The 15,084-nt window shown below is 33.0% G+C and carries 14 protein-coding genes; 12 read left to right on the top strand and 2 right to left on the bottom strand.

Translation table 11 applies throughout. The features are described 5' to 3' along the window. Window positions 1-85 precede the first annotated feature (85 nt). Window positions 86-562: a nucleoside 2-deoxyribosyltransferase gene (locus FC45_RS02935; protein WP_006585312.1), complete on the bottom strand. Its 477-nt coding sequence runs from the start codon at window positions 560-562 to the stop codon at window positions 86-88. Between the two features lie 109 nt (window positions 563-671). After that, the gene (locus FC45_RS02930; protein ID WP_057706369.1) at window positions 672-1,472 is read right to left on the bottom strand and encodes a tyrosine-protein phosphatase; all 801 of its coding nucleotides are present in this window, start codon (window positions 1,470-1,472) and stop codon (window positions 672-674) included. A 132-nt stretch (window positions 1,473-1,604) separates the two neighbouring features. Here FC45_RS02930 and FC45_RS02925 point away from each other — a divergent pair, with 132 nt between their 5' ends. The 12 genes from FC45_RS02925 (at window position 1,605) to FC45_RS02870 (ending at window position 15,026) form a co-directional block, all read left to right on the top strand. Beyond that, the gene (locus FC45_RS02925) at window positions 1,605-2,087 is read left to right on the top strand and encodes a universal stress protein (RefSeq protein ID WP_006585310.1); all 483 of its coding nucleotides are present in this window, start codon (window positions 1,605-1,607) and stop codon (window positions 2,085-2,087) included. A 371-nt stretch (window positions 2,088-2,458) separates the two neighbouring features. After that, window positions 2,459-3,388, top strand: coding sequence for a phosphate/phosphite/phosphonate ABC transporter substrate-binding protein (locus FC45_RS02920; RefSeq protein ID WP_006585309.1), 930 nt, complete (start codon window positions 2,459-2,461; stop codon window positions 3,386-3,388). Between the two features lie 32 nt (window positions 3,389-3,420). After that, window positions 3,421-4,194, top strand: a complete 774-nt coding sequence (gene phnC / locus FC45_RS02915) for a phosphonate ABC transporter ATP-binding protein (protein ID WP_006585308.1) — start codon at window positions 3,421-3,423, stop codon at window positions 4,192-4,194. Beyond that, window positions 4,187-4,987, top strand: a complete 801-nt coding sequence (phnE, locus tag FC45_RS02910) for a phosphonate ABC transporter, permease protein PhnE (protein WP_006588300.1) — start codon at window positions 4,187-4,189, stop codon at window positions 4,985-4,987. Before phnC ends, phnE (FC45_RS02910) begins: the two co-directional genes overlap by 8 nt. Next, window positions 4,987-5,799, top strand: coding sequence for a phosphonate ABC transporter, permease protein PhnE (gene phnE, locus FC45_RS02905; RefSeq protein WP_057706368.1), 813 nt, complete (start codon window positions 4,987-4,989; stop codon window positions 5,797-5,799). Before phnE (FC45_RS02910) ends, phnE (FC45_RS02905) begins: the two co-directional genes overlap by 1 nt. 81 nt (window positions 5,800-5,880) lie before the next feature. After that, the gene (locus FC45_RS02900) at window positions 5,881-6,366 is read left to right on the top strand and encodes a hypothetical protein (RefSeq protein WP_006588299.1); all 486 of its coding nucleotides are present in this window, start codon (window positions 5,881-5,883) and stop codon (window positions 6,364-6,366) included. Window positions 6,367-6,418: 52 nt separating this feature from the next. Then, on the top strand, window positions 6,419-7,795 hold the full coding sequence (locus FC45_RS02895; protein WP_006588298.1) for a metallophosphoesterase family protein: 1,377 nt from the start codon (window positions 6,419-6,421) through the stop codon (window positions 7,793-7,795). A 104-nt stretch (window positions 7,796-7,899) separates the two neighbouring features. Continuing rightward, complete coding sequence (gene asnB, locus FC45_RS02890; protein WP_006585304.1) at window positions 7,900-9,849, top strand: asparagine synthase (glutamine-hydrolyzing); 1,950 nt, start codon at window positions 7,900-7,902, stop codon at window positions 9,847-9,849. 218 nt (window positions 9,850-10,067) lie between these two features. Next, window positions 10,068-12,278, top strand: a complete 2,211-nt coding sequence (gene nrdD / locus FC45_RS02885) for an anaerobic ribonucleoside-triphosphate reductase (RefSeq protein ID WP_006585303.1) — start codon at window positions 10,068-10,070, stop codon at window positions 12,276-12,278. Next, window positions 12,268-12,984, top strand: a complete 717-nt coding sequence (gene nrdG / locus FC45_RS02880; RefSeq protein WP_006585302.1) for an anaerobic ribonucleoside-triphosphate reductase activating protein — start codon at window positions 12,268-12,270, stop codon at window positions 12,982-12,984. The genes nrdD and nrdG overlap by 11 nt, the downstream gene beginning before the upstream one ends. Window positions 12,985-12,992: 8 nt before the next feature. Beyond that, window positions 12,993-13,562, top strand: a complete 570-nt coding sequence (locus FC45_RS02875) for a metal-sulfur cluster assembly factor (RefSeq protein WP_006588297.1) — start codon at window positions 12,993-12,995, stop codon at window positions 13,560-13,562. Between the two features lie 171 nt (window positions 13,563-13,733). Then, window positions 13,734-15,026: an ABC transporter substrate-binding protein gene (locus FC45_RS02870; protein WP_006585299.1), complete on the top strand. Its 1,293-nt coding sequence runs from the start codon at window positions 13,734-13,736 to the stop codon at window positions 15,024-15,026. The last annotated feature ends 58 nt before the right edge of the window (window positions 15,027-15,084 follow it).

The raw sequence follows: 15,084 nt of genomic DNA, 5'->3' as shown, positions 1-15,084 counted from the left end.
GGACAGACCCTATGGCCTGTCCTTTTTTTGTTTGCTATTACGATAAATTTGGGATATAAAAAAGCGTGGTATTAACCAACGCTTTTTAGTATACAGCACCTTCATAAAAACCAAATCTTGGTTTGTTAAAGTTGAAGTTTTTTAATTCGCTAATCTTAATGGCATTATCGCAAACGCCCCAGCTCATTAAATTAATTGGTTTACCAAAATCTTCATCTGGAATAACCAATAATACATACTTTCCTTGGCTCATGGCGTATCCTAATTCCATCCCTAAGCCTACATCTTCTTCTTCAGGAAGGTATACACCTAACATTATATCGCTTGTTTTAATACCAATTAAGTCATTAGTATAAGTTGCACTAGCCCATTCTTTGTCGTGTAAGTACTCAGGATGTTCATCGACGCGAATACCTTTGTATTGATTTTGAAGTGGTACGTAACTATGTTCCAAATCAATAGTTGGGTTTTCTTTTAAGGCAGCCATCGCAGCATCATATGCTTTAGTTTGTTTTTCATTAAACCAACCAGCACCAAAATAAACTGTTCTTGTTCGAGTCATTTTTATTTCCTTTCTAGATTCTATAAATTAACTCTATCATGAATAAATTTTAAATCTAGTCTTGATATTAAAAAAATAAAAGTACACGTTGATTGTGTACTTTTATTTTTTATTCTAAGTAAATATTTCTTAAGTCAATAATGTCTTGATTTGAAAGTTGAATTACATTATGTAGATACTCATTGATTGAACCGTAGTCTTTGTTAATTACTGAAATTGCATGATCTAAGTATTCAGGATGAACAGTTTGAATATCTTTAATAGACTGTAATAAGTTATCGCTTGAACCTTTTCTCTTTTCTTCAATAAGTAAATTTTCAACAAAAGACTTAGTAGTGATATTTGTTAATAAATAATCTCTCTTTATAACTTCAAGTGGAACTCCTAGACTTGATAATAGTAAAAAGGCTCCAAAGCCAGTTCGATCTTTTCCTGCTGTGCAGTGAAATAAAACTGATTCATTTTCTTGAGTATTTGACAAAAGAAATTTAAAAAAGTTTTGATATGCATGACGAGCTGTTGCGGAGTGAATCATGTCCTCATAGGCCAACAACATATGATCAAATCCAAATTGTGGATCTTTTTCTGCTTCCGTCTCAAGGGCATCAATACTTTTTGATGAATTAGTCAAATCATCACTAAAGACTGGATTAAAATCATATTGAACGTTTTCAGGAATTCGATCAGGCTGTTTCTTTGTTTCTTCTTTTGAACGAAAGTCGATATCATATCTGACGCCATAATTTGTCAAATAGTGACGATCAGCTTCTGATAAGTCAGCTAAATGTCCAGATCTCAATACTTTATGAAATTTTACTTTCTTTCCGGATAAAGTTTCATATCCACCTAATTCTCTAAAATTTCGGCCGCTAGTAATATTAATTGATTTGTTTGATAAATTAGTTTCCAAAAAATGCCCTTCTTTCTAATCTATTGGTATTAAATTTTACCAACAAAATTGTTATGCTACAAGATAATAAGTTTGAATAAAATATGTTAAAATATATTTAAAAGTAAAACGCTTTCTTAGGAGATGGAAATTATGGCTAACGATTATAAAACTATTTTAGTTCCAGTTGATGGTTCTGAAGCTGCGGAAAGAGCCTTTGATAAGGCTGTAAAAATTGCTATTGAAAATGGTGGAAAAATTGATGTACTGAATGTCATCGATACTAGACAATTTATTGGTGAAATGCAAGATACACTAATTAGCGGTGATACTATTTATCAAATGACTCAGGATTCAGAAAACTATTTAGTAAGTCTCAAGAAATGGGCAAAAGATAAATTTAATTTCGATAAAGTCGATTATCATATTCGTTATGGTAGTCCAAAAAGAATTATTTCATATGATTTTATCAAAGATCATCATAATGATTTAATTATTATGGGGGCAACAGGTCTGAATGCGGTTGAAAGAATGTTAATGGGTTCAGTTACTGAATATGTTAACCAGCATGCAATGGCTGATATTTTAATCGTAAGAACTGACCTTGAAAATAATAAAATCAATAAGAAAAAATAGTTAAATCCGAACAATATAGAAGAGCTTCTTTATTTATAAAGAGGCTCTTTATTTTAAATTGATACCTACCAATACTACAGGATAAATATTTTAGAAAAATAATGGTTTTTACTTGGAAATGTTTCAAGTTTCTGTTATCATATCAAATAACGAACATTTTGGCTTTGGGTAAGGAGGAAATATGATGTTAACGCTAGCTTTTAATAAAAAAGTGGAAGTAAGCAAGAGCCTCGTATTTTCTCGCGAGGTTTTTGTTCGTGTCTATATTTAAGATATTAACAGGCTTAGTATTAATAGTTTTGCTATTAATATTGAGTCTTTTTTAATGTCTGGGGAAAATGTATTTTTATTATCATTAGTAGGAGGATAATATGAAGAAGTTCAAAAAAATGTTAGTTGCTGGACTTGCTCTTGCATTAGCAACAGTAGCAACTGCTTGTGGCAGTAAGTCATCCAGTTCATCAAAAGATGGCTATACTCCCAAGAGTTTGACAGTTCAATTTGTTCCTAGTCAAGCTGCAAACAAGCTTGAAGCACGTGCTAAGCCTCTTGAAAAGATGCTTTCTAAAAAGTTAGGCATTCCAGTTAAGATTTCTATGTCAACTGACTATAACACTGTTGTTGAAGCAATGAAGTCAAAGAAAGTTGATGTTGGTTTCTTACCACCAGATGGTTATGTTTTAGCTCATAAACAAAAGGCAGCTGATGTTTTACTTCAGGCTGAACGTTATGGTATTAAGCAACCAGGTGGTGTACAAACTAAGGACTTAGTTAAATTTTATCGTGCTGAAATCTTAGTAAAGAAGGGTTCAAAGATTAAGTCTTGGAAAGACCTTAAAGGTAAAAGTATTTCAGTTCAAAACCCAACTTCATCAGCTGGTTACATTTTCCCAGTTGCAGAACTTAAAGAAAAAGGTCTTGATGTAACTAAGAAAGGTAATGCTAAGTTAGTTACTGTTACAGGTCATGATCAAGCAGTATTGAATGTTCTAAACGGCGATACTGATGCAGCATTTGTTTTTGAAGATGCACGTAACACTGTTAAGAAGGATAATCCAAAAATTATGAGTCAAGTAGTACCAATCTACTTTACTAAGGCAATTCCTAATGACACTATTTCAGTACGTTCAGACATGAACAAAGCCTTTAAGAAGAAGCTTGCTAAAGCATTTATTGCTGTTGGTAAGTCTAAAGAAGGTAAGAAATTAATTGAAAGTATTTATAGCCATGAAGGTTATGACTACACTAGTGATTCTGCCTTCAATATTGTACGTAAGTACGATAAAATTGCTGGAGAATAAGCATAAATTTATTTATAAGGAGTTAATAGTCGATGGCAGATAAGCCAATGATTCAATTGAAGAACGTTACCAAAGTATATGACAATGGTACTGTAGGGTTAAATAAAATTAATCTTGATATAAAAAAAGGTGATTTTGTAGTTATTGTAGGTTTATCAGGTGCAGGTAAATCAACTTTAATGCGTTCTATCAACCGTCTTCATGATATTACTGAGGGTGATATTGTAATTAATGGTGAATCTATTACTAATGCACGCGGAAAGGCTTTACGTCTTATTCGTCGTAATATTGGTATGATTTTCCAAAGCTTTAACTTGGTAAAGCGTTCAAGTGTTTTAAGAAATGTTTTAACTGGTAGAGTGGCATATTATCCAACTTGGAAGTCTACTTTTAATTTATTCAGTAAAGAAGATAAGCAAAAAGCATATGAAGCACTTCAAAGAGTTGATATGGCTGATAAAGTTTATTCAAGAGCTGATGAATTATCAGGTGGACAGCAACAACGTGTTGCAATTGCACGTGTGTTGACTCAAAATCCAAAAATCATTTTAGCTGATGAACCTACAGCTTCTCTTGACCCTAAGACAAGTAGACGAGTTATGCATGACCTTAAGATGCTAAATGAAGAATTTGGTATGACTGTTGTTGCAAATCTTCACTCAATTGAACTTGCACGTGAATTTGGTAAGAGAATTATTGGTATTCGTGCTGGTGAAGTAGTATATGATGGTGCAGTAGAAAATACTCCACAAGAAGTATTCGATGCTATTTACAGCGGAAAAACCAAGGAGGAAATCAATGCCTAAGCTTGATCAAGAAATGATGAAACTACCTAAAAAGAAGTTTCAATTTTGGAATCTGGTTTGGTTAGTTGTTTTCATCGGAGGATTAGTTGTTTCTACATTAGAAACTAATACTAGTTTATCCTCATTCTTTAATAATTTCGGACAATTTGCTGAAATTTTTACACAAATGGCACAGCCAGATTGGGGATATACTTCAACTGCGATTCCTTACTTGATAGAAACAATTAAAATGGCTGTTTTAGGTACAGTTATTGGTTCAGCTATTGCGTTTGTGTATTCATTGCTAATTGCAAGAAACATTATTAAAAATAAGTATGTTACAGGTGTACTTCGCTTCGTTATGAACATCATAAGAACATTGCCTGACTTACTTCTTGGTGCAATTTTTGTTGCTGTTGTAGGTATTGGACCAGTTGCAGGTATTTTAGCCTTATCTGTATTTACTTTTGGTGTGGTTGTTAAACTATTTTATGAAGCAATAGAAACTATTGATTCAGGTCCAAGTGAAGCGGTAATTGCCTGCGGTGGTAATAAGCTTAATATGATTTCATTTGCTGTTATGCCACAAATTTTGCCATACTTTATCAGCTACACACTTTATGCCTTTGAACTTAACGTTCGTGCTTCTACAGTTTTAGGTTATATTGGTGCTGGTGGTATTGGTCTTTACCTTAAGCAAACACTTGATATTTTCGACTATGCAAAAACAGGCACAATTATTATCGCAGTCTTTGTTGTGGTATTAATTATCGACTATGTATCATCTAAGGCAAGGGAGGCATTGATGAAATAATGGATACAACATTTAAGCAATTGCCTGCAAAGCCAGTTTCTGTTAAAGCGCGCTTTGCTCATTGGGCACTTACAATTTTCACCATTGCACTCATTATTTGGTCAACAACTGGTATCAATTTCCCAGGAATTAAAGCTACTGCTGGACAAATTACTGGAGCAATTTTCAATGGCCTTATCCATCCAGATTGGTCATATGTTTATAATGGCACAGGAGAAGACTTAGTTTCTCAATTATGGGAAACTTTGTGTATTGCATTTTTAGGTACTTTTATCTCCGCAATTATTTCAATTCCCTTTGCATTTTGGGCAGCTACTACTAAAAACAAAAAATGGTATACTTCTCGTTCAGGAAAATTTGTATTAACTTTTATTAGATGTTTCCCTGAAATCGTATTAGCTTTGATGTTTATTAAGGCGGTTGGACCTGGTTCTGCTGCCGGTGTATTAGCATTAGGTTTTCACTCAGTAGGGATGTTAGCTATGTTGTTTTCAGAAGCAATTGAAAGTTTAGAAGATGGACCTAATGAAGCAGTTATTGCATCAGGTGGTTCTAAGTGGAATGTAGCAATGTTCGCTACGCTACCTAACTTAATGCCAGCTTTAATTTCTAATACTTTATACCGATTTGATGTTTCTGTTCGTTCAGCTTCTATCTTAGGTATCGTTGGTGCTGGTGGTATTGGTTATCCTTTAACTATTGCTTTAAATTACCGTCAATGGAATCGAGTAGGTATTATCCTAATTGGAATTATAGTAATGGTTGTTTTAATTGATTGGATTTCTGGTGCTATTAGAAAGAAATTAGTATAAAAACTATTAACTTCAAGCAAAGAGAGGGTAGATCCTCTCTTTTTTTGTTATAATATGAAATGTATTTTTAGGAGGTTCTGCATGGAAAGTTTAAATACTATAAAATTAGCTGACGAACTAACTATTAAGCAAGATGATATCTTAGCTGATACTGCTAAGTTAAATGCTGACGCTATTTATCAGTTAATTGATGAATTAAAAGTTTTGAAGCACCCAATTCAGGAATACTTTGAAATGAGTCAAGATGAGTATTATTCTAGTGAAAGTGACCATCAACTTACACTTTTGGATATGAATAATAAGCTTGTTGATCTACATGATCGTATTTTAACTAACCACGTAGATGGTTATGTTGATAAAGATGAAATTAATTTAACTTATAATCATGAAAATCCATACGAAGATGGCATGTATGATAAAGAAACTGATTTTCACGTTTTAGCTTATAGCTTGAAAGTTATTAGTGCTGTTATGGCTGTAGCACCACAAAAGTTAACTGAAATTATTTCTAAAGATGCTGTTCTTTCATTAGGACTTGCAGTGTATGCTTTAAAGCATAATGCATAAATAGTGACAAAGATCTGCATTTGCAGGTCTTTTTCTTTTAGGAGGGTTTAGTGTGCTTGATTTTTTCGCAAAAAAGCTTGCTCAGGTATTAAATAATCATAAACAAGAAAATAATAATGATACTGATCCAATGCAAGGTTTTCTTAAAGTGGGTGAATATTCAGTTGGCGCTCAAGAAAATACTCCAGATGGTGGCAATTATACTTTGACTGTCTATAAAGATGATCATGGAATTTTACATCAAGCACTAAGTCCAGAAGAGTCTGATAAACTAGCTGCAACTTATGTTAGACGATTTGATAGTCGACTTGGACGTTTTAGAGCATTTCAAAATAGAAAAACAGGTATCAGATATAACGTTACAGACTATTTAGATAATTTTTTAGAACAAATTAAGCCACAAATAAGAAGTGGAAACAATTCAATAAATATTGGTGTTTTAACAGATACTCATTATAAAGATACTGATTCAGTTGATTTTTATGGTAATAATGGCTTGATACATGTTAGAGAGTTTAATCATCTTGAAAAATCAGGGCTTCTCCATCTAAAGGCTCATTTAGGGGATTGGATTGATGGTTCAGATGCTGGACTAATTGGAGAAAGTGAATTAATAAAATTACGTAATAGCTTTAAGAGTACACGAACACCTTTTGCCATTATAAAAGGTAATCACGATGAAAATGATAAATTTGATGAACATCATGACCTGAAAGCTAGTTTCCCCGAAAATGAATTTGAAAAAATTATGTGGCCTATCATGTATGCTCAAAAAGAATTGAAATATATTTCAAGATATCATGGAGTGGCTTATTTTGATAAAGATGATTTAAGAGTGATATTTGTTAATACTTCAGATGTTCCCTATATATTAGATGAGCAGGGAAAGAAAAAATATGATACTAAATTGACGCTTGCGATTAGAGAGGATCAAGTTGAAGAATTAATTGAAATTTTAAGTAATTCTAGTGGCAAGAAGATTATTTTACTTAGTCATGGAAATCCGATTAATCGTAAGGGTGGCAATGCACTTAAATATAATGGCCGGTCGTTGCATGAATTATTAGTTGCCTTTAATCAGCGCGAAAAAGGAAGAATGCATTCACATAATGTTCCACCTGAATTTACATTAAGCAATGATTTTGATTTTACTAATGTAGAAAATGCCAGAGTAATTGCTTATTTCTGTGGGCATCGTCATGTTGAAGATCAATTTAGGATTAATGGGATTCAATATATTTTATTTAACTGCTCAGCTTTAATGGGTCCAGGGCATGCACTAACTACTAAATATAATAAAAATTGGAATCGTCAAATTGATGATATTACTGAATTTGCTGGTTATGTAGTGAATGTTGATTTAGTAAAAAGCCAAATACAAGTCTTTGGCTATGGAGCAGCCAGTTTTAAACGAGTCTTTAGTATTTAATTTTTCTAAAGATGTGCTACAAATTTTAGTTTTTAGCATATAATAATATAGTTATCTTGTAACAACTTTGTAAAATTTATAATAAAAAGAAGAGGACAGGTAATATGTGCGGGATTGCTGCGTTTTATAACCCAGAAATTAATGATAAACAAGCTGCCATTGGTAAAATGATGGAAGCAATTAAGCACCGTGGCCCTAGTTCCGATGGGATGTATACTAACGATGTAATGGCTTTGGGATTTAGAAGATTATCAATTATTGATCTTCGTGGTGGAACCCAGCCGATTTTTAATGAAGATAAGTCTAAGGCAATTATTTTTAATGGTGAAATTTATAACTATAAGCCAATTAGAGAAGATTTAATAAAAGCAGGTCATACCTTTACTACTAAGGCAGATACTGAAGTATTACTTCATGGATATGAAGAATGGGGAATGGCTGGCCTACTTAAAAAAGTAAGAGGTATGTTTGCTTTTATCATTTGGGATGATGAAGAAAAGGCGATGTATGGTGCTCGTGATTTCTTCGGTATTAAGCCAATGTACTATCAAAATAAGGATGGAAAGCTTTTAGTAGGTAGTGAATTAAAGAGCTTTTTGGCATACCCTGATTTTAAAAAGGAACTTAATGTAGAAGCTGTTAAGCCATATTTAATGAATCAATATAATGATTTAAAAGAAACCTTCTTTAAAGGCGTATATCGTTTCCCAGCAGGTCATTATTTTAAGTTTAAAGATGGTCAAATGGACATTAAGCAATACTGGGATGCAGAATATAAAGAAAATAATTTAAGTTTTGAAGAAACTTTAGACAAAATCAACGAAGATTTGAAGGAAACTGTTGAACTATATCATAATGCAGATGTTCCAGTAGGTGCTTTCTTATCTGAAGGTGTGGATTCAAGTTTTGTAACTAGCTTACTTAACCCAGATGATGTATTCTCAATTAGTTTTGATGATTCTACGTATGATGAAGCTTCAAAAGCTAAAGCTTTAGCTGATATTAAAGGCTGGCACTTCTTTGCAGATAAAGTAGATGCTGATGAAGCTATGAGAGATTTCCCTGAAATGCAATATCATATGGATGAACCAGATGCTAATCCATCTATTATTCCTTTATGGTACCTTTCCAAATTGGCACGTAAACACGTTACTGTTGCACTTTCTGGTGAAGGTGCTGATGAATTGTTTGCTGGTTATGTAAATTATGGTATGCATACCCATAACAATGTCATTAAGGTCTTTACTTCAGGACTTAAAAAGTTACCTAAGGGAGTAAAATTTAGCTTAGCTAAAGGAATTAAAAAAATGCCTAACTTCCCAGGTAAGGTACATATGTACACTAATTTAGCTAAACCGAGTGAATTTTACGTTGGTCAATCTGTAATTTATGATATGGATCATCCAACAATTTTCTCAAGTGATGATGCTAACAGTATGCTTCAACCAACTTATCGTAATGAACTAACAACAAATGGCCTTTATCAAGAAGACTTTAAGAAAGTTAAGGATTTAGATAATGTTAAGCAAATGCAATATATTGATTTACATCACTTTATGTTAAATGATATTTTGCAAAAAGCTGATAAGATTTCAATGGCTCACTCACTTGAATTAAGAGTACCATATCTTGATAAAAAGATTGCAGAACTAGCTAACTCTATTCCTACTAAATATTTAGTAAATAAACATGATACTAAGTATGCTCTAAGAAAGGCAAGTGAACGAGTTCTGCCTGAAGAATGGGCTAAAAGACCTAAGTTGGGATTTCCAACACCTATTAAACAGTGGCTTAAAGAAGAGAGATTTTACAAGCAAGTTCGACAACTATTCTGTGAAGACTTTGTTAATGAGATTTTTGAACAAGAAAAGATTATTGACTTGTTAGATAAAAACTTTAAGGGTGATGGTTCTCATCGCCGTCAAATTTGGGCAATTTATACTTTCCTTGTTTGGTACAAACTTTACTTTATTGACTACGAAGAAACAGTTAAGAAATATCAACATGTACAACCTGAAGTTGCTGCATTAATTGAACAGGGTAAGTTGGTATAGTTGTCATATCTATATCTAGTATAAAACCACACTAAACAGTGTGGTTTTTTCTATACAAAAAATTTTAAAATTTATTTTGCTAGATGCAAAAAGCATGGTAATACTGGTTTTTGCTAACTACAATATATATTAGTGCCTAAAAATTGTAATACAATATATTGTGTTTTCGTGCTATTATGTATCTATAATGATTATAATTTATGAGAGGAACCGGACATATGCTTAAAGAAACGCCTAGTAAAAAGATGATTGTTGAGGCTATGAAGAAGCCACAATATCTTGTAAAAAGAGATTCAACCAAAACTAATTTTGAAACTTATAAATTAGATTTAGTAATTCATAATTTAAAGCTTGAAGATCATGAAGTTGAAATTTTAAAGGCGATCTTTTCTGATTTAGCAATGAAATATACGGTTTCAGCTGCAGAAGTTGCAGAAAGCTTTGTTGATAGTTTAACTAAATTAGGTTTTGTAGATGAAGCTAAAGCATATATTGAATATCGTAAAAAAGACGATGCTGACTGGAAGAAACAAATTGATACTAAAGCACGTTTAAAGAGAATGATTGAAGGCGATCCTTCAATTGTTAACGAAAATGCCAATAAAGATAGTGAAATCTTTTCAACTCAACGTGATTTGACTGCTGGTACTGTTGGTAAAACTGTAGGTCTAACAATGATGCCCGAACATATTGCTAAAGCTCACTTACGTGGTGATATTCACTGGCATGATTTGGATTACACTCCACTTTCACCAATGACTAACTGCTGTTTAATTGACTTTAAAGAAATGCTTACTAATGGATTTAAGGTTGGAAATGCCTTTATGACTAGCCCTAATTCAATTGGTGTTGCTACAAGCCAAGTTGCACAAATTATTACCCAAGTTGCCTCAAGTCAATATGGTGGCTGTTCATTCGATAGAGCTGATGAAGTTTTAGCACCATTTGCTCAAAAGAATTATGATCACCACTTGGAAGAAGCCAAAGAATTTATTGATGACGAAGAAAAGGCTAAGGCTTTTGCTAAAAAGCGTACTCAAAAAGATATTTATGATGCAATGCAAAGTCTTGAATATGAAATTAACACCATGTTCTCAAGCCAAGGTCAAACTCCATTTACTACTTTAGGTTTTGGTTTAGGTACAAATTGGATTGAAAAAGAAATTCAAAAAGATATCTTGAAAATTCGTTTAGCTGGTTTAGGTAAAGATAAGCGGACAGCTATTTTCCCTAAGTTAGTCTTCACTTTAAAGAAGGGCTTAAACTTAAATCCAGGTGATCCTAATTATGATGTTAAGGAAATTGCTTTGGAATGTGCTACTTATCGTATGTATCCAGACGTTGTAAGTTACGACACTATTAAGCGTCTAACTGGATCATTTAAAGCACCTATGGGTTGTCGTTCATTCTTGCAAGGTTGGAAAGACAAGAATGGCAAAGAAGTAAATTCTGGACGAATGAATTTAGGTGTTATTACCTTAAACTTACCAAGAATTGCTATGGAATCTCGTGGCGACAAGGACTTATTCTGGAAAATTTTTGAGGACAAGGTTCAATTAGTTCATGATGCAATGAATATTAAGGCTGCAAGATGTCGTGAAGCTAAACCAGAAAATGCACCTGTATTATATGAAAATGGGGCATTTGGTAAGCGACTTAAGCCAGACGAAGATGTAAATCAATTATTTGAAAATGGTCGTTGTACTGTTTCATTTGGTTACATTGGCTTGTACGAAGTTGGTACTGTCTTCTATGGGCCTAACTGGGAACACAATAAAGAAGCTCATGACTTTACAGTAGAAATTGTTAAACGGATGCATGATTGGTGTGCATACTGGGAAAAGACTGAAAAGTATCACTATCACTACTCTGTTTACTCAACTCCATCAGAAAGTTTAACAGATAGATTCTGTGTACTTGATACTGAAAAATTCGGTAAGGTAAAAGATATTACTGATAAAGAATACTACACTAACAGTTTCCACTATGATGTTCGTAAGCACCCAACTCCATTTGAAAAGCTTGAATTTGAAAAGGATTACCCTCCATACGCAGCTGGTGGCTTTATTCATTACTGTGAATATCCTAACTTAAAGCAAAACCCTAAAGCCTTGGAAGCTGTATGGGACTTTGGGTACGATAAAGTTGGTTATCTTGGTACTAACACCCCAATTGACCGCTGCTTTAAGTGTGGTTTTGCTGGCGAATTTAAAGCAACTGCTAAAGGATTTGAATGCCCAGTATGTGGCAATCATGATCCTGAAACTTGTGACTGTGTCAAGCGTACTTGTGGCTACTTAGGTAACCCACTTAAGCGTCCAATGGTTCACGGTCGTCATGAAGAAATTGCCCATAGAGCTAAGCACATGAGTTTAGGTATGGTAAGAGATCAAGCACAAGAAGAGGAAAAAATTCAAGATGCCAAGTAAAGATCATAATGCGCAAGAAGGCCCTGATATTCGCCATAATTATATTAAAGTAAACGTTGGTGGGGATACTATTTTTGTTGATAGTAACCAATATTTGCCTAATATTCAAAAGGATCGTGCAGCAAGAAAATTACGTAAGCATCGACCTAAGGACCCTAAACCTAAGGAATGGCTAGCTAGTGAGCATTCTTTACAAAAGATTGCTGATTATAAACCGTTTAACTTTGTTGATGGTGAGGGGGTTCGCTGTAGTTTATATGTTTCAGGTTGTTTATTTGACTGCCCAGGATGCTACAACTTAGTTGCTCAGAACTTTAATTATGGCCGTCCATATACCCAAGAATTAGAAGACCGAATCATCAGGGATATGTCTGAAGATTACGTTCAAGGTCTTACCTTGCTCGGCGGAGAACCATTTTTAAATACGCAGGTTTGTTTAAAAATTGTTAACCGAGTTAGAAAAGAATTTGGCCACACAAAAGATATTTGGTCTTGGTCTGGATATACTTGGGATGAACTGATGCAAGAATCAGAAGATAAGTTGGAACTATTGTCTAAAATAGACATTTTAGTTGATGGCCGATTTGAAGAAGATTTAAAGGATTTAACCTTACAATTTAGAGGTTCGTCTAATCAAAGAATTATTGATGTGCCGGCTTCTTTCAAGGCAGGAAAAGTTGTTATTTGGAAAAACTTGGTTCACTAGGTGGGAGTATGGAAGAAAAGCAATTAAAATTAGTGGACGAAGTAATTCAAAAACTTCAAACTGTAATTGATCCGGAGTTATATGTTGATATTGTAAATTTAGGATTAATTTATGGCATAGATTTAAATGATAATAATGATTGTATAGTTACGATGACTTTAACTGTTATGGGGTGTCCTTTAAGTGGCGTTTTGGATAATGCAATTAAAGAAGCCGTTTTGTCGATACCTGAAATTAAATCTTGTGAAATTAAACTTGTATGGTCTCCTGCTTGGAGTGTGGAAAGAATGTCAGATGCTGCAAAAACTCAGCTAAATGTATGGTCTAAGGACTTATCTAGTTATGATAGTTCGAATAAAAAGATAGATTTTTCTACTCCGGTAAAAAAATATATTGATAGATACGATGATTTTTTAGATTTGTTATTAGAATTAGGATTTGATCATTTTAAAATCCCTAATATGATAGAAACTGTAGGTAGAGTAATGACTTTAAAGCAGGCTGCTCAAGCAATGAAAGTTAGTTTGCCTGTTGTTAAAGAGCGATTAGAATCTGCGGGTTATCAAGTAGTGGGATGAAAAAGAGTGTTAGTTTGTTACTAACACTCTTTTTTGTTGAATTAACGCATAAATTAATAACTTACTATCAATTGTATCATGAAAAAAACTAAAATAAGGCTTTTATTCAAAAGGTAAGATGATAAAATGATACACGATGAAATATTAAAGTTTTTTGTTTTAGGAGGATTTATGAAAGTATTAAAGAAAATAGCTGCATTAGTAATAATGGCTATAACTATGCTAACAGTTGCAGCATGTTCAAATAATAAAAAGAATACAACTTCTTCAGTTAATATTCCTAAAAATATTACCAAAAAAACTACGATAACTTTCTGGAATGCGATGGTTGGCCCTTTGCAAACTAATTTGCAAGAGTTAACTAAGGAATTTGAAAAGCAAAATCCTAACATCAAAGTCAAGTTAGAATACCAAGGTTCGTACGAAGATATAAAGTCTAAGGTCCAAAATACCTTACAATCTCCTAATAATTTACCTACTATTGCCCAGTCTTATGCTGGTTATCTATATACTGCTGCACAAGGTGGTTATTTACAAGATATGACACCATACATTAATGATACTAATGTAGGTTGGGGAAGTGTAAGTAAGTCTAACATTAATAAAACATTACTTGAAGGTGCTCAAATTAAAGGTACACAATATGGTATTCCCTTCAATAAATCTGTAGAAGTACTTTATTATAACAAAACTTTGTTAGATAAATATGGTATTTCAGTACCTAAGACAATGTCTGAATTAAAGACTGCTGCTAAGAAGATTTATGATAAAACTAATCATAAAGTTGTTGGTGCAGGTTTTGATAATCTGAGTGCTTATTATACTGATGGAATGAAAGAAGAAGGCTACAACTTTAATAGTAAGATTAACTTTACGGGTACTGCTTCTAAGAATGTTATTAAGTACTATGCAGATGGAATAAAGCGTGGATATTTTATGATAGCAGGTTCACAAAAGTATTTATCAGTCCCATTTGCAAACGAACAAGTTGCTATGTATGTTAGTGCTAGTGCTGGTGAAGCTTATGTGAAAAAGGGCTTAAATGGTAAATTTGAATATGGAGTCGCTAATAGACCATCTAAATATAATATGGCACGTGGTAGCGATATCTATATGTTTAAACATGCTAGTTCAATGCAAAAAGCTGCGGCATTTAAATATATTAAGTTTTTAACTTCTAAATCAAGTCAACTTAAGTGGGCTAATGCAACAGGATATATTCCTGTAAATAATGAAACTGTAAATTCAGCTGCTTATAAGAATTCTACTTCAATTAAATCACCAGCTATTTTAGAGCAGGCAATAAAGAGATTATATAACTTCCCTGTAACTAAAAATTCTGAAACAACCTTTAATGATGTTTCATCAATTTTATCAGGTATTTTATCTCAAACTAAGACTAAAAATGTTGATAGCTTGATTAAAACAGGTAAAGCTAAATTTGATAGTGATTGGAAACAATAGATAATTAAAAAAGATAGACAATGTCTATCTTTTTTTGATTAGTCATCTTTTTCTTGCT

It is taken from the genome of Lactobacillus jensenii DSM 20557, from assembly GCF_001436455.1.
GTDB classification, from domain to species: domain Bacteria; phylum Bacillota; class Bacilli; order Lactobacillales; family Lactobacillaceae; genus Lactobacillus; species Lactobacillus jensenii.
Note: the sequence above shows the minus strand (reverse complement) of the source record. Positions and strands in the feature narration are given on the sequence as shown.